Below are 14,418 nucleotides of genomic sequence, written 5' to 3'. Positions count from 1 at the left end.
GCCAAAGATCAGCCTTTTTCGGGCATGTCCCAGCAGGAAGCCGGTGTCATGTTGTCCTTCGTCAGGAAGGTCAGCGGCGTGAACAGCGTCGTCCTGGTGGTGCCGGGCGCCTGGCCCTGCTGCAGCAGGTGCTTGATCATGGTCGCCATGTCGCGCGCCTGTCCCGGCACGAAGAAGACGGCGACCTCGGAATAGCTCCCGTTGGTGAGCCCGTCGCAGGCCAGGCGGCTGCCGCCGCCCTGGGTCAGCATGTAGACGTCCTTGCCGGATTCCTTGATGGCCGCCGCGGTGCCGATGTCCATGACGTCCCAGAACCCGGTGATGCCGCAGAGGTCGGAGTGCTGCTGGAGGACGGTCGCGGTGATGTTCCTCGCCTTCGTCGAATCCCAGTCTGCCGCCTGGTTCGAGACGATCTGCATGTCGGGATGCTGCGACAGCACATTGTTGATGCCCTGCATCTGGTAGACGCTCGCCGCGGCCGTCAGCACGCCCTGCGTGATCGCCACCTTGCCGCTTCCGCCATTGGCCGGGGAACACTTGTCCACGAGGCGCTGGCCGATCTGTTCGCCCATGGCGACATAGTCGGCGCCCACGAACACGTCGGTCGAGTAGGCGGAACGCATGTTCACCTGCACGACGTAGATGCCGGCTTCCTCGGCCTTCTTGAGCAGGCGTGCATAGGACTGGACGTCGGGATTGTGCACGACGATGACGTCCGGCTTCTCGGTGATCAGCGCGGTGAGCGCCTGCGCGCCCGCGTCTGTGTTGAAATTCGGGTCGCGGATGTCGACCGTCACGCCGAGCGGCTCGAGGGCCTCCTTGAGGCCCGCGGCCCAGCCTTCCGTGAGGTCGATGCCCATGGCCACGGGCACGAACGCCACCCGCTTGCCCTTGAAGGAATCGTAGTACGGCGCCCGGGTCGGGTCATCGATGCCCTCCTGCGCCACCGCAGCGCCCGCGCACAGGGCAAATGCTGCGGCGATGATGCCGGTCTTGAACAGTTTCATGTCTCTCCTCCGTTAAGAATAAGGCTAGATGTCACCCTGCTGCGCGGTCTGCTCGTCGCGCGGGTTGAGGACCGTGTCGATCACGATCGCCGTAAGAAGAAGAACGCCCTTGATGACGTTCTGGACGGTGTACTGGATGTCCATGATCGTCATGCCGTTGAGCAGGACGCCGATCAGCAGGGTGCCGACGATGACGTTGCGGATGCCGCCACGTCCGCCCGAGAGACCTATTCCCCCGAGAACGACCACCAGGATCACGTCGTAGATGTAGGTGGACAGCGCAAGCCGCGTGTTCATGCTCGCCACGGACGCGGCGGTTATGATGCCGGCCACATATCCTATCAGCGCCGACATGACATATTGCTGCACGATCACGGGCCGGACCGGAATTCCGGTTATCCGCGCGGCGAGGATGTTGTCGCCCACCGCCCGCAGGTACCGGCCCGACTTGGCATAGCGCAGGAATAGATGACCGGCGAGGCACACCGCGGCGAACAGGAAGATCGGCACGGGAATGCCGACAAGCGAACCCTGCCCGACCCACAGCAGCGTGTCCGCCGCCTTGGGCATGTAGGCAACTTCCAGATTGAAGAGGAAGTAGCGGCCTATGCCGTAAACGAGCGTTCCCATTGCGAGCGTGGCGAAGATCGCCGGGATTTCCGCATAGGCGACCAGCCAGCCGTTGAGCGCCCCGATCGCCAGGGCGAAGGCCAGTCCGAACGCCAGCGCCTGCGGCATGGGCATGCCGCCCGAGATCAGGCTGAGCGTCCACGCCACGGAAATGGCCATCAGCGCGACCAGCGACAGGTCGATGCCGCGGCCGATCACCACGATGCCCATCGCAACGCCGAGGATGCCGAGGACGGAGACGCTGCGCACGAGGTTGACCAGATTGTTCCCCGTGAGAAAGCCCGGGAGAGCCAGCGCGAAACCAAGGCACAGCAGCAGGGCCAGACCGAAGACGATCTGCTCCTGGCTCATGCGTCCCCAAAACGGCATATCGGCCTCCCTGCCATACGGCCGTCCGAAGTGATTCCGCCGGCCGCAACCTGTAACTAGCGGTGACGGCCGCCTGTTTCTTGCGTGTGGGTGCACCGCTTTTGAGTGAGAGCGCACTCGATGCGGCGCTGCTGGACTGCCTGCCCCGCCGCCACTATCATCCATGCGAATGTGAATGGCCGGGAACGCGAAGGAGAGGTCCGCCTCTAGCAGGCGGAAGCGTTGCCACGGGTTGGAGGGGCCCATGGACCTTGTTTTTTCGACGGAGAATCTTCCGCCGTCGGATCGCTATCGTGCCTGGCGCGACGCGATCTGCAATGTCTATGTCAATGTCGACGTCAAGGCGGCGGATCCCGAACGCTATCGCGGTTTCATCCGCGAGGCGAAGTTCGGCGAGGTCGTGCTGACGGACATCCTGCTGTCCGAGCAGCGTATCCAGCGCAACAACAGGCACATCGCGCGGCTCGACAAGGATTGCTACTACCTGCAGCTATTGCTCAAGGGGCGCATCAGCGTGCTCCAGCGGGGGGAGACGCATAATTCCAACACGGCCCGCGGCGCCATCTTCTCGGCCACCGAGCAATACGTGCTCTACGGCCACGGCGAGGTGCGCTCGTTCTACCTGGAGATTCCGCGTGACGATTTTGCGCAGCGTTTCCCCCGCGAGCGCATCCCGGTATCGGCCGTCCTCAACACGACCCAGGGGCTGGGCCGGATCGCGACGGAGTTCTGCGCGACATTGGCCACCGAAGGCTCCAGGCTCGACGCAGACGTGCGGGCGGGTCTCGGCAACCAGTTGATGGACATGCTGGCCTTCACCATGCTGACTTCGGAAGGCGACATGCCGGCGGCGGAAGGCTCGGTGAAGAAGGCGCGCCTGAGGTCGATCCAGCATTGGATCGAAAATCATGTCGACGATCCCGACCTGTCGCTGGAGAAGGTGGCGGCCGCCAACGGCATATCGCTGCGCTACCTGCACGTCCTTTTCGAAGGTTGCGAGATGTCGGCGTCGGAATGGATATGGAACCGCCGCCTCCAGCTCGCATATGACTGCCTGGCGCGCGGCGACCGGCGCTCGATCACCTCCGTCGCCTTCGATCACGGCTTCAGCAGTTCGGCGCATTTCTCCACGATGTTCCGCCGCAAATACGGAGCCTCGCCGCGCGATGTGGGCCGGCGGAGCTAACCGGATCGGCGGCCGGCAGGCGCCCGCACCGGCAAATCCCAGCCCTCGGACGGAATTTTTGACGCATGCCGAAGGCGGCTTCAATCGAAGCCGCCTTCGGCGGCAGGATCAGTTGACCTCGAACAGGCCGGCAGCGCCCATGCCGCCGCCGACGCACATGGTCACCACGACGTAGCGGGCGCCGCGGCGTTTGCCCTCGATCAGCGCATGCCCGACCAGCCGGGCCCCCGACATGCCGTAGGGATGACCGACGGCAATCGCGCCGCCATTGACGTTCAGCCTGTCCGGGTCGATACCAAGCCGGTCCCGGCAGTAGAGAACCTGCACCGCGAACGCCTCGTTGAGTTCCCACAAGCCGATGTCATCGACCGTCAGCGCATGCGCCTTCAGCAGCTTCGGAACCGCGAACACCGGGCCGATGCCCATTTCGTCGGGCGCGCAGCCCGCCACCGCCATGCCGCGATAGATTCCCAGCGGCCGGAGGCCCCGCTTCTCCGCCTCCCGCGCCTCCATGAGCAGGCTTGCCGAGGCCCCGTCGGAAAGCTGCGAGGCGTTGCCCGCGGTGATGTAGCGGCCTTCCGCGATCGACTGGCCTCCGGCGAACACCGGCTTCAGACCGGAAAGACCGTCGAGCGTGGTTTCGGGGCGATTGCCCTCGTCGCGGTCCAGCGTCACCTCGACGCTCTTTTCTTCGCCGGTGGCCTTGTCCTTGACCTTCATGACGCTCTTCAGCGGCACGATCTCGGCGTCGAAACGGCCTTCGGCCTGGGCTTTTGCCGTGCGCAGTTGCGAAGACAGGGCGTACTCGTCCTGCGCCTCGCGCGAAATGCCGTAGCGGGCCGCCACCACCTCGGCGGTTTCCAGCATCGACATGTAGATGTCGGGCTGATGCGCCACCAGCCACGGGTCCTCGAACCGGTCGAGGTTCATCTTTGGCGTCTGCACCAGCGAGATGGATTCCACCCCGCCGCCCACGGCCACCGTCATGCCGTCATGCACGATCTGCTTGGCCGCGGTTGCAATCGCCATCAGGCCCGAGGCGCACTGGCGGTCGAGCGTCATGCCGGCCACGCTGGTCGGCAGCCCCGCCCTCACCAGCGCTTGCCGCGCGACGTTCATATGGGTGGAACCCTGCTGCAGGGCCGCCCCGATCACCACGTCGTCCACTTCCGCCGGCGCGACACCGGCCCGCTCCACCGCCTTCGCGATCGCGTGGCCGGCAAGAGCCTGGGCCTGGGTGTCGTTGAAGGCGCCCCGATACGCCTTGCCGATCGGCGTCCGCGCCGTCGAAACGATAACAGCTTCTCTCATATGGCATGCCTTTCCAGGGTTTTGTCGGATGGTTGGGCGGGAGCACCATTGCGGTGCCGCGTGGCGTCAGAACATCGCCATGGTCAGCCACTGCGCCGCGAGCGCCGGTTTGGGTTCGTTCTCAATCTCGACGGTGACGTCATGGGTGATCAGGAGCCTGTCGTCGGCCTTGCGGGACAGTTCGCGCAGCAGGAAACGCCCGCGCACCCTCTGGCCGGATTTGACGGGCGCCAGGAAACGCAGGCTGTTCATGCCGTAGTTGACGGCCATCCTGGTGTTCTCGATCTGCGGCAGCGCGTCGAACGACATGCGGCTGAGCAGCGACAGCGTCAGGAAGCCGTGCGCGATCGTCACGCCGAAAGGGCCGGACGCCGCCCGTTCCGTGTCGACATGGATATACTGATCGTCGAGGGTGGTGTCGGCGAAGGCGTCGATGCGATGCTGGTCGATCTCGATCCAATCCGAGACGCCGACCTCCTGGCCGACACGCGCCAGATAGTCGGCGAGGCTCGTCGTGATTTGCGTTGTCGCGACCACGTCGGTCCTCAGCCCTTCGGTGTGCGTTGGTAGCCGGCATTGGCGAGTTCCAGCCGGCCCTGCCGCTCGCCGGAATCGGGCACCGTTTCGCTCCCGCGATCGGCGATCTCGCTCCATCTGTCCACGATCTCGTCCGCCGCCTGCGCGCCGCCGCCGAGATAGACGCCGGACGTCAGGGTGACATGGGCCGTTTCGAACGAGCCGGCGCCGGCGCACAGGATCGTCCGCGTCGGCGCGTCCTCGCGCACGAGAGCCAGAACCGCCGGGCTGACGCGGGCAGGCTGCAAAAGATCCAGTTCCGCCTGCGGCAACAGGCCTTCCAGCATCTGCGTTGCCGCCGTCGGGGCGATGCAGTTGACGCGGATATCGTTGCGCGCGCCTTCCAGCGCAAGCGTCTGCATCAGCCCGACCAGCGCCATCTTCGCAGCGCCGTAGTTTGACTGGCCGAAATTGCCATAGAGGCCCGACGACGACGTGGTCATGACGATGCGGCCGTAATTCTGCGCCCGCATATGCTCCCACACGGCCTTGGTGCAATTGACCGAGCCCATGAGATGCACGTCGATGATCAACCGGAAGTCCGCAAGATCCATCTTGGCGAAGGTCTTGTCGCGCAGGATGCCGGCGTTGTTGACCAGTATGTCGACCCTGGACCAGCGCTCCACGGTGCGGGCGACCATCGCCTGCACGGCGTCGAAATCGGTCACCGATGCGCCGACGCCCATCGCTTCGCCGCCAGCCTTGCGGATGTCTTCCGCCACGCCTTGCGCGGCGGCTTCGGACAGGTCGTTGACGACGACCTTCGCCCCGCGCGCAGCCAGAAGCAGCGCATGCTCGCGCCCCAGCCCCGAGCCCGCGCCGGTTACAATGGCCACTCTGCCCGAAAGATCGATCATCTTGCCCTCAATTCTCGCTGTGTTGCTCTTGATGTCCTGCGGCGCCGTCCGTCACGGATCGATCATCTCGGGCGGGCAGGCGTGCACCACGCCGCCGTCGACCGTCAGCACTTCGCCCACGACATAGTCCCCGGCGCGGCTGGCCAGATAGACCGCCGCCGCCGCCATATCCTCCGGCCGGCCGACACGGCCCGCCGGTATGGAGGCGATGTAGTCCTCGCCGTGATCGCGGGCCGCCCTGTTCATCTCCGACGGGAAGGCGCCGGGCGCGATCGCCGTGGCGACGATGTTGTCGCGGATCAGCCGGGCGGCCATCCGGCGAACCAGATGATGAACGGCCGCCTTCGAGGCCTGGTAGCTGTAGGTCTCCCAGGGGCTGATGCGCAAGCCGTCGATCGACCCGATGGAGATCAGCTTCGCCGGCCGGTCCGGCCGGGCTGCGGCCTTGAGCGCCGGGTACAGCGCCTGCGCGAGGAAGAACGGCGCCTTGACGTTGAGGTTGAAGACCTTGTCCCAGCCGCTTTCCGGGAAGGTCTCGAACTCGGAGCCCCATGCCGCGCCGGCATTGTTCACGAGAATGTCGAGGGCAGGCTCGCGATCCATGAGCGCGGCGGCCAGCGCCTGGGCGCCGGCGACTGAGGAGACGTCGGCAGGCAGCGCGAGGCAGTTCGGCCCCATCTCCTTGGCGGCCGCCTCGCACTGGTCGGCCTTTCTGGCCGAGATATAGACGCGCGCGCCCTGAGCCAGGAAACCCTCCGCGATCATCCTGCCGATGCCGCGCGACCCGCCGGTGATCAGCGCGACGCGCCCTTCCAGCGAAAAGAGTGATGCGATGTCCAGCACGATGTCTCTCCCAACTGGATGGCCGCGTGCCGCCTGATACGACGTGCCGGCCATGATGGCAAGGAAATTTGTACGAATGTACGGTTATTCACCAGACCCCGCGATGCTCTTGCCGACGGCAACGGCAAAATCCTCGCGGGAATGTGAAAGATCCGTCGTGTCGAGTTGGGAGACGATGCCGCGGATCAGTTTTCCGACGAACAGCGCCTGCAATTGCAAGGGCGACCCGGCCACGGCGGCGCAGACGACCAGCCGTCGCCTCCATGCATTTTGCTGGTCGAGCAGGGCGCTGCTCACCGCGCCGCGAAGCTCCGCATCCTGGACGGCGCTCATCCAGACCGAATAGTAGCCGACATTTTCACGCGCGAATTCGAGCACCTCGCGAAAGAAGATTGTCGTGGTGAGGTCGACGAGCCGGTCCCGATCCATGTCCGCCACCGCGACGGCCTCGATGCCCGCCCGGTAGCGGGCCTTGGCGCGTTCGAACATGGTCGTCTGGGCAGCCTCCAGCAGGCTGCCGATCGTCGGGAAATAATAACTTGGACCGCTGCGCACCATTCCGGCCCGCTCGGCTATGCTGGCGTGGGAGACGGCCGCCGCCCCCTCGGCGACAAGCATGTCGATCGTCGCTTCGATCAGCCTTTGGCGCGTCTCCAATTGCCGCGGGCGAAGCGCTTCGGGCGAAGGCGCCCGGGGCACGCTCGTCTCGGCCAGGGCCTTGATCCCCGGCAGTTGATCGATGCCGACGCGACCGCAGAGCAGGTCGAAGACGGTTTCCTGATCCAGCATCAAAGGGTGTAGCAGGACCGTGAAGCCGACGGTGATGTCGATCGCGGCGGCGGCGCGCAACGGCGAAGGGCCCGGGAAGGCTTCGGCGATCCCGGCCCAGATCGCATCCAGCTCCGAATACCAGCGCCGCGCCATTGCCCGCCCCTCGTCGTGGCGGCCGCCATGCAGCATCAGCTCGCACCAGGCCAGGGAACGTGTTCGCTCGCGGCCAAGGGCGGTGGCGACCACGCGGGCGACGAGATCGTCCAGCGACCGGATCGCGGTTTCCTCATTGGCGAGCAGGCGTTGCCGCAGACGCCGGAAGGCATCGAGATAGCCCTCCATGAGGGTTCGCGAGGTCTCGGCAAGGATGTCCTGCTTGGTCGCGAAATGATAGGTCGTCGCGGCCAGGCTGACCCCGCCGGCATGGGCGACCGCCCGGTGGGTCAAACCGGGGACGCCGTGCGATGCCAGCACCTTGATCGCGCCTTCCGCGATCTTCCGGCGCGTTGTCAGGGTTCTCCCCTGCACCGCGCGCTTCATCGCCGTGCCGCTGTCGCGCATGTCTCTCGTTGCGGGCCTTTCGATCTCCATCGCCCGACTGGATAGCCCAGTCCGGCGGACAAGCCTAGCAGCCGAACATTGCCGGCGGCGCGTCGAGACAGGTCCTGTCGAGCGCAGCGCACAGCCTCAGCCGCGTGATCGCCAGCGGCAGTTCGTAGCGGCCGAAATATCGGCATGTCGTCATCTTGCCTTCGTAGAATCCGCGCTCCGCTTCCGGACCGTCGTCCTGCGCGAGGCTCCCGGCCGCCACGATAGCCTGCCTCAGCCACATCCAGCCCACGACGACATGGCCGAACGCGTCGAGATAAAGGGTGGCGTTGGCAAGCCGGACCTCCGGCTCGCTGCAGCCGAGCAGGGTGTCGGTCGCCTCCGAAAGAGCGGCAAGGCACTCGGACAGGATCGCGGCATCCTTGGCGAGGCGCTCGATCCTGCTCCCTGCCGCCACGGTCTCGCGCGCCACGCCGATGAAGCGCCGCATCGTCCGGCCCTTGTCGGCGCCGAGCTTGCGCCCGACGAGATCGATGCCCTGGATGCCGAAGGTGCCTTCGTGGATATGGTTGAGCCGGTTGTCGCGATAGAGCCGCTCCAGCGGATAGTCGCGCGTGTAGCCGTAGCCGCCGAGCACCTGCATCGCCCATTTGTTGGCCTCGAGGCAATGTTCGGCCGGCCATGATTTGACGACGGGCGTGAGCAGCCCGAGCAGCGCGCCCAGCCATGCGGCGCTTTCTGGATCCTCGGCCACCGCCAGTTCGTCGACGAGCGTCGCGCAATAGAGGCACAACGCCTGGGCCCCTTCCACCGCCGCTTTCTGCGCCATCAGCATGCGGCGTATGTCGGCGTGCTCGATGATCGGCACCGGCTCCGCGAGCGGGCTTTTCTGGTCGATCCGCCGACCCTGCGTCCGTGTCCTGGCGTAGTCCGAGGCGTAGAGATAGCCGCCGAGAGCCGCCATGACCGAGGCATGGCCGACGCCGATGCGCGCCTCGTTCATCATATGGAACATATATTCGAGACCGCGATGCGGCTCGCCGATAAGATAGCCCAGCGTTTCTCCGGCCTCGCCGAAATTGAGGAGGCAGTTGGTGGTGCCGCGCTGGCCCATCTTGTGGTTGAGCCCGGCGAGAGCGATGTTGTTCGTCTCCGCGATGGAGCCGTCGGCCCGCACGCGGCGCTTCGGCACGAGGAACAGCGAGATGCCCTTGCTGCCGGCGGGGCCGCCGGGAATCCTGGCGAGCACCATGTGGACAATGTTTTCCGAGATCTCGTGCTCGCCGCCCGAAATCCACATCTTGCTGCCGCGAATGCGGTAGAGGCCGTCCGCGCCGGGCGTGGCAGTGGTGTGGATGTCGCCCAGCGAGGAGCCGGCCTGCGGCTCGGAAAGGCACATGGTGCCGAACCATCGGCCTTCGAGCATTGGCGGCAGGAAGCGGCCTTTCAGTTCCGCCGATCCGAATGCGCTCAAAAGGTTCGCGGCGGCGATGGTCAGGAAGGCGTAGTTCGTGACCGCCGTGTTGGCGCAACTGAACATGCCGCTGGCGGCGGTGTGGAGCACCCATGGCGCCTGCAGGCCGCCGAGTTCCGCCTCGAAGGGCAAGGCGAAGAAGCCCGCCTGCGCATAGGCGCCGAGCGCCTGGCCGATGCCTGCGGGCAGCACGACGCCGCCGTCGACAAAGCGAGGCTCGTCGGCGTCCACCGCGGCGGCTATCGGAAGGAACTCCGTCTCGGCGATGCCCTGCGCCGTATCCAGCATCTGGCGCATCGCATCGCGATCGTAGGAGGCATATCGCGGATGGGCCTGCAGCCGCCCGACGTCGAGCAGTTCAAACAGAACGAAGTCCAGTTCGCGCCGATCGACGACCATCGACATGGCTGCCTCCCCTGAGTGACGACGACGCTCCAATAGCGCAGCGCACCGCCTCTGTCGATATTAATTGTACGTTTGTACCGTTTTATCCGTCCGCCTTGGGGCTTCCCTGCCTGTCAGTTCCGGCGCCAAGGAAGAAAAGTGGCGGGCGCCGTCACGACGTTTCGGGGGCGCACGTACCGTCAGCCATGTCGGCACGCGATGCTGCCGCCTCGACGCCCATTGCGCGCGCATAACCTGCCGGCGAGACCTGCCAGTAGAGGATCGTGACGAGGGCGACGCAGAAGAGGTGAAGCATCCAGCCGGCCGCGAAGGTGCCGGTCAGATCGTGGAGGACGGCGACGATCCAAGGCGGCAGCGCCGCGAGCAGGAACCCGCCTCCCTGCATGAGCGCCGAGAGCGCGCCGGCCTCGGCCGGGTCGGGCAGATGATCGAGCGCCACGATCATGGAAAGCGCAAAGCAGCCGCCCAGCCCCGCGCCCAGAACGGCCGCCCACAGCAGAGGCGCAGCCTCGGGCCGCAGCACCAGCGCCGCAAAGCCGATTGCCTGCATGGCAAGGGTCAGCCACAGCCAGGGCCGGCGATCTTCCCGCCGGCCGGCCAGCACCGGCAAGAGCAAGGCGGCAAGGGCCTGGGACACGGCCATGATCGCCAGCAGGCTGCCGCTGGCGGCGGCGGTCCAGCCCAGATCCCGATAAAAGGGGGCAAGCCATGCCACCACGGTCGAATAGCCGCCATTGACGAGACCGAAACAGGCCATCAGAAGCCAGGTCCGCGGGCGCCTGAGAAAGGCGAGCGCCGTGTTTGCGCCTGCCCTGCCCTGCGTGTCTTCGGGCAGGCTTCGCGCGACCAGCCACAGCGCCAGCACGGCCGGCAACGCCATCCAGGCAAGCCCGGCATGCCAGCCTCCGGCGGCGGTGGCGATCAGCGGCGCCAATTGCGCGCCCAGCGCGCCGCCGCCCATCAGCATGGCGGAGTAGAGCCCCATCACCACGCCGACATGGCGGGGGAAATGCCGCTTGATGACGCCGGGAAACATGGCCTGCACCACCGCCGCGCCCAACCCGAGCAGGGCGGCCGTGGCCACCATCTGCCAGCCGGTCGACACGAACAGGCGAGAAAACGAAGCAATCGCCAGGATGGCGAGCGCGGCGATGATCGAATGTCGCGCTCCCACCCGCGCCTGCAACGAGGGGCCGGCAAATGCCAGCACGCCCATCAGAAACATCGGCACCAGCGTCAACAGTGCGATGCCTTGCAGGCCAAGGCCGGTTTGCGCGCCGATATCGGATGCGAGCGGGCCGATGCCGGTGATGAAGGGCCGAAGATTGAGCCCGACCAGAACGATGGCCGCGAGCAGCAGCAAACGGCTTGACGCCGGTGCGGCGGTGCCTTGCATCGCCTTACTTCTGCCCTTCGCGGGCTTGCGCCCACTCTTCGTAAAGGTGCCGGCCGGATTTGCGCTCCACCGGCACATGGCCGATCGCCATCGACTGTTCGGCGAACGGCCGCCTGAGCTCGGCATAGATCTCCGCCGTGGACAGGCCGAAAGGCGCGCCGTCCTCGTTGGAATAGGCATAGGCGACCGTGCCCACCCCGGCCAGCCGCATGGCGGCCAGGCACATCGGGCAGGGATGGCCGCTGGCATAGACCGTGCTGCCCTTGAGCGCCTCCGGCCCATGCGCGCGCGCCGCGGCGCGGATGGCCACAAGCTCGGCATGGTCGGTGACGTCATGGCTGAGATGCATCTCGTTGACGGCGGTCGCGAGCACCTGGCCGTTGCCGACCACCACGGCCCCGAAGGGCCGGCCGCCTGCTGCGATATTGGCGTGCGCAAGCTCGATCGCCTGGCACAGGAAACGGTTTGCATCGTCCATCGAAATCTCCATTGTTTTAGCGGGCGCCGGCGGCGACGAGAACTTGCTCGATTTCGCCATAGCCGCGGGTGCGGGCGTGCTGGAGCGGCGTCACGCCGTCCCCGTCCGCCAGATTGACGTTGGCACCGGCCTTGACCAGCAGGTCGACGATCTGCCGGTGGCGCGGACCGCCATCGCCGAGGATGATCGCCTCCAGCAGCGCGGTCCAGCCGAGATTGTTGACGTGATCGACATCGACGCCGGCCTCGATCAGCGTTTTCACAGTCTCGACATGGCCGCGTTCCGAAGCCGGGATCAGCGCCGTGCCGCCGTAGCGGTTGGTGCTCTTCAGGTCGGCCCCATGCTCCAGCGTCATCTTGAGAATTTCCAGATGGCCGCGCGCGCCGGCGTAGAGATAGGGGCTGTCGTTGATCTTGTCCTTGGCGTTGACATCGGCACCGGCCTCGATGAGGGCGCGGGCCGCCTCGACCGCATTGGCATGTGCGGCGATCAGCAGCGCCGTCGCCCCGGTGCCGTCGCGCGCGTCGATTTCCGCGCCTTCGGCCAATAGCAGGATGACAAGGGCGGCATCGTTTTTGTCGGCCGCCTTGTGCAATTCCGTTCCGTCCATGGTTGTTCCCGCTGCGACGAAGGGCGCTGCCACCAGCAGCAGGCAGGCGGCCCCTGCAAGGATCGAACGACGAAGCAGATTGGGCTCCCTTGTCAATGGCCGCGATCGGCCCGGCTGCGTGAAGGTCCTGGTGCTGTGGCTACCGCGTCCAGATAGGACGGGAAATCCAAATTTGAAAATTAAATATCGAGACGGTTCATATCGTGGTTGCCAATAGTCTCGGGAACCTGTCCCGAGGTGGATGGCGTGCCCGTGCACCGTCGACATGAAGCGAGCGGCGGCTGCCCGGCCGCCGCCATCCTTCACCGCCAGAACCGGTCGGCCTTCTTGAAGGCTTTCCAGGCTTCGCCGAGTTCCGCATCGGCAATGGACGATTGCCGGGCAAGCCAGCCCAGCACGAAACCCGAGGTCTTCTCCATTCCCGCAGGCAATGCGTCGAGTAGCTGTCGGGCACCGACCACGTCGTTGTGCGCGCCCAGCAGGTCCTGAAGGGCGGACACGGTCGCGACGTAGCGCCTGACCTTGCGGCGGCCGCCGAACAACGTCCCGAAGAACTCGGCGCCGTAGCGCAGGTTCTTGAGGGCGATCCTGAGCTCGTGGCGCGCCGCGTCGGGCAGTTCGGCAAGGCGCTTCCCGCGCTTCAAGGCCCGGGCATGCAGCCTGCCCAGAGCCTCTCGCGCGAAAGCCCTGGCGGGGCCGGAAAGCAAAGCAAGTTCGGCGCTGTCGAGCCCGTTGCGCCAGGCGCGGCACGCCAGAAGTTTGCGGACGTCGAGAACGAAACGGGTGGTATCGATATCCTCGACAAGTGCGCGGACGTCGCGAGAGGCCCCGGCGCGGCGCTGCTCAACGGAGGCCAGCAGCATCTCCCAGCCTGCCGGTCGATCCGCATGGGCGAAAGGCCCTTCGGCCAGGGATTTGAGAAAGACATCGCATTCCCGCGTCGGGCCGAAAATGGAGGCGATCCGCCGGGCCTCGTTGCGCAACGCATCGAATTGCGCGCATGGCAGGGCGTGCCCGAATATGCCCAACGCCGCGCGCAGACGCCGCAATGCCACCCGCGCCTGATGGACGGCCTCCGGCTGCTCCGTCGCACGCAAGGCGGCCCAGTTGCCGGCGAACTGCTCAAGCGCGTTCGAGACGATCGCGACCACGGCGTCGTCGAGCGTTGTGTCGGCTTCGTATTCGAGCGAAGCCGCCTTGGCCGCCGGCGGGCCTTCGCCGGACACGAGGCCGAAGCCTCGTTCCGCCTTGCTGACGAAATCGAGGCGCAGCGGGAATTCTTCCGCGAGTTGCATTGCGAGGTCGTAGAGATCGCCCTCCTCGCCGGCCTTGAGGTTGAGTTCCACGTCCGCGAGGGCGACGGTCCGGTCTCCGGCAACGATGCCGCCCTCGTCGAAGACCAGTTCGATTTGCGAACGACCCTGCTGAAGCAGGACTCTCCGTCGCCTGATCCTGGTTTCGAACTGCGCCTCGAGCGGCCTCTGGCCGACAAGGCGGGCGAGTCCGGCGGCCGTGTCCGCGCCGAACAGGGCAAGATCGGGCTGCGGGCCGCGCGAGCGGACCGCGATCTCGGCGCGTGGGAAGAGACCCGTCGTCGCGGCGCGCCCTGCCTTCATGCCGAGGATCGTACCGCCGCGTCCCCGCTTGCGAACGCTCAGCGCGATATCGCCTTTGCGCAGGTCGCCGGAGCCGGTATCGAAATAGATGGTGCGCAGCGTCTCGCTGCGGACGGTGGCGGGCGGGGCGAAGCGCGGCGAGGCCAGCATCTGCTTCAGACCGTCCGGATCCGTCCGGAACCTGACCTCCGCCTCGCGGCTCGCGCCGCCCTCATCCTGATCGGGATCGGGATCCGATTCCTCATTCATCCGGGAAAACCTCCAGCGAACCCGCCTTCATGTTGCGGCCGCGGCCCATGAGCCTTTCGTCGAACCGCAAGGCCTGCCGCCAATGATCCTC

At 66.2% G+C, this 14,418-nt stretch carries 13 protein-coding genes; 1 reads left to right on the top strand and 12 read right to left on the bottom strand.

All coding sequences use genetic code 11. The features are described 5' to 3' along the window. Positions 1 to 8: 8 nt before the first annotated feature. Together ACTDI4_RS01330 and ACTDI4_RS01325 are read right to left on the bottom strand one after the other, a co-directional pair. On the bottom strand, positions 9 to 1,007 hold the full coding sequence (locus tag ACTDI4_RS01330; RefSeq protein ID WP_442839411.1) for a sugar ABC transporter substrate-binding protein: 999 nt from the start codon (positions 1,005 to 1,007) through the stop codon (positions 9 to 11). Between the two features lie 24 nt (positions 1,008 to 1,031). After that, positions 1,032 to 2,006: an ABC transporter permease gene (locus ACTDI4_RS01325; RefSeq protein WP_442839410.1), complete on the bottom strand. Its 975-nt coding sequence runs from the start codon at positions 2,004 to 2,006 to the stop codon at positions 1,032 to 1,034. Positions 2,007 to 2,250: 244 nt separating this feature from the next. On the opposite strand from ACTDI4_RS01325, the gene ACTDI4_RS01320 reads away from it, so the two are divergent. After that, entirely contained in the window at positions 2,251 to 3,192 is a 942-nt protein-coding gene (locus ACTDI4_RS01320; RefSeq protein WP_442839409.1) for a helix-turn-helix domain-containing protein, read from the top strand. Between the two features lie 108 nt (positions 3,193 to 3,300). Here ACTDI4_RS01320 and ACTDI4_RS01315 read toward each other — a convergent pair whose 3' ends face one another. The 10 genes from ACTDI4_RS01315 to ACTDI4_RS01270 form a co-directional block, all read right to left on the bottom strand. After that, positions 3,301 to 4,503, bottom strand: a complete 1,203-nt coding sequence (locus ACTDI4_RS01315) for an acetyl-CoA C-acyltransferase (RefSeq protein ID WP_442839408.1) — start codon at positions 4,501 to 4,503, stop codon at positions 3,301 to 3,303. 66 nt (positions 4,504 to 4,569) lie between these two features. Then, positions 4,570 to 5,040, bottom strand: a complete 471-nt coding sequence (locus ACTDI4_RS01310) for a MaoC family dehydratase (RefSeq protein ID WP_442839407.1) — start codon at positions 5,038 to 5,040, stop codon at positions 4,570 to 4,572. A gap of 8 nt (positions 5,041 to 5,048) precedes the next feature. Then, positions 5,049 to 5,936, bottom strand: a complete 888-nt coding sequence (locus ACTDI4_RS01305) for an SDR family NAD(P)-dependent oxidoreductase (protein ID WP_442839406.1) — start codon at positions 5,934 to 5,936, stop codon at positions 5,049 to 5,051. 51 nt (positions 5,937 to 5,987) lie between these two features. Then, positions 5,988 to 6,770 carry an SDR family oxidoreductase gene (locus ACTDI4_RS01300; RefSeq protein ID WP_442839467.1) on the bottom strand — a complete coding sequence of 261 codons (783 nt, stop codon included), beginning with the start codon at positions 6,768 to 6,770 and terminating at the stop codon, positions 5,988 to 5,990. Between the two features lie 93 nt (positions 6,771 to 6,863). Beyond that, a complete protein-coding gene (locus tag ACTDI4_RS01295) occupies positions 6,864 to 8,111 on the bottom strand; it encodes a TetR/AcrR family transcriptional regulator (protein WP_442839405.1) in 1,248 nt (415 codons plus the stop codon). 64 nt (positions 8,112 to 8,175) lie between these two features. Continuing rightward, positions 8,176 to 9,978, bottom strand: a complete 1,803-nt coding sequence (locus tag ACTDI4_RS01290; protein ID WP_442839404.1) for an acyl-CoA dehydrogenase — start codon at positions 9,976 to 9,978, stop codon at positions 8,176 to 8,178. 151 nt (positions 9,979 to 10,129) lie between these two features. Continuing rightward, on the bottom strand, positions 10,130 to 11,374 hold the full coding sequence (locus ACTDI4_RS01285; RefSeq protein ID WP_442839403.1) for a cyanate transporter: 1,245 nt from the start codon (positions 11,372 to 11,374) through the stop codon (positions 10,130 to 10,132). Positions 11,375 to 11,378: 4 nt separating this feature from the next. Further along, positions 11,379 to 11,852: a nucleoside deaminase gene (locus tag ACTDI4_RS01280; protein WP_442839402.1), complete on the bottom strand. Its 474-nt coding sequence runs from the start codon at positions 11,850 to 11,852 to the stop codon at positions 11,379 to 11,381. A 16-nt stretch (positions 11,853 to 11,868) separates the two neighbouring features. Continuing rightward, entirely contained in the window at positions 11,869 to 12,462 is a 594-nt protein-coding gene (locus ACTDI4_RS01275) for an ankyrin repeat domain-containing protein (RefSeq protein ID WP_442839401.1), read from the bottom strand. 302 nt (positions 12,463 to 12,764) lie between these two features. Then, positions 12,765 to 14,327 carry a CYTH and CHAD domain-containing protein gene (locus ACTDI4_RS01270; RefSeq protein ID WP_442839400.1) on the bottom strand — a complete coding sequence of 521 codons (1,563 nt, stop codon included), beginning with the start codon at positions 14,325 to 14,327 and terminating at the stop codon, positions 12,765 to 12,767. Positions 14,328 to 14,418 lie beyond the last annotated feature (91 nt).

It is taken from the genome of Mesorhizobium sp. PUT5, assembly GCF_052216645.1.
Lineage (GTDB): Bacteria > Pseudomonadota > Alphaproteobacteria > Rhizobiales > Rhizobiaceae > Mesorhizobium.
The sequence above is the reverse complement of the archived record's forward strand: the minus strand, read 5'-3'. Positions and strand labels throughout refer to the sequence as shown.

Bases quoted from the DNA above. Each gene is read 5' to 3' on its own strand.
- ACTDI4_RS01330 (WP_442839411.1), bottom strand. From the start codon at position 1,007: ATGAAACTGTTCAAGACCGGCATCATCGCCGCAGCATTTGCCCTGTGC.
- ACTDI4_RS01325 (WP_442839410.1), bottom strand. From the start codon at position 2,006: ATGCCGTTTTGGGGACGCATGAGCCAGGAGCAGATCGTCTTCGGTCTG.
- ACTDI4_RS01320 (WP_442839409.1), top strand. From the start codon at position 2,251: ATGGACCTTGTTTTTTCGACGGAGAATCTTCCGCCGTCGGATCGCTAT.
- ACTDI4_RS01315 (WP_442839408.1), bottom strand. From the start codon at position 4,503: ATGAGAGAAGCTGTTATCGTTTCGACGGCGCGGACGCCGATCGGCAAG.
- ACTDI4_RS01305 (WP_442839406.1), bottom strand. From the start codon at position 5,936: ATGATCGATCTTTCGGGCAGAGTGGCCATTGTAACCGGCGCGGGCTCG.
- ACTDI4_RS01295 (WP_442839405.1), bottom strand. From the start codon at position 8,111: ATGCGCGACAGCGGCACGGCGATGAAGCGCGCGGTGCAGGGGAGAACC.
- ACTDI4_RS01290 (WP_442839404.1), bottom strand. From the start codon at position 9,978: ATGTCGATGGTCGTCGATCGGCGCGAACTGGACTTCGTTCTGTTTGAA.
- ACTDI4_RS01285 (WP_442839403.1), bottom strand. From the start codon at position 11,374: ATGCAAGGCACCGCCGCACCGGCGTCAAGCCGTTTGCTGCTGCTCGCG.
- ACTDI4_RS01280 (WP_442839402.1), bottom strand. From the start codon at position 11,852: ATGGACGATGCAAACCGTTTCCTGTGCCAGGCGATCGAGCTTGCGCAC.
- ACTDI4_RS01275 (WP_442839401.1), bottom strand. From the start codon at position 12,462: ATGGACGGAACGGAATTGCACAAGGCGGCCGACAAAAACGATGCCGCC.
- ACTDI4_RS01270 (WP_442839400.1), bottom strand. From the start codon at position 14,327: ATGAATGAGGAATCGGATCCCGATCCCGATCAGGATGAGGGCGGCGCG.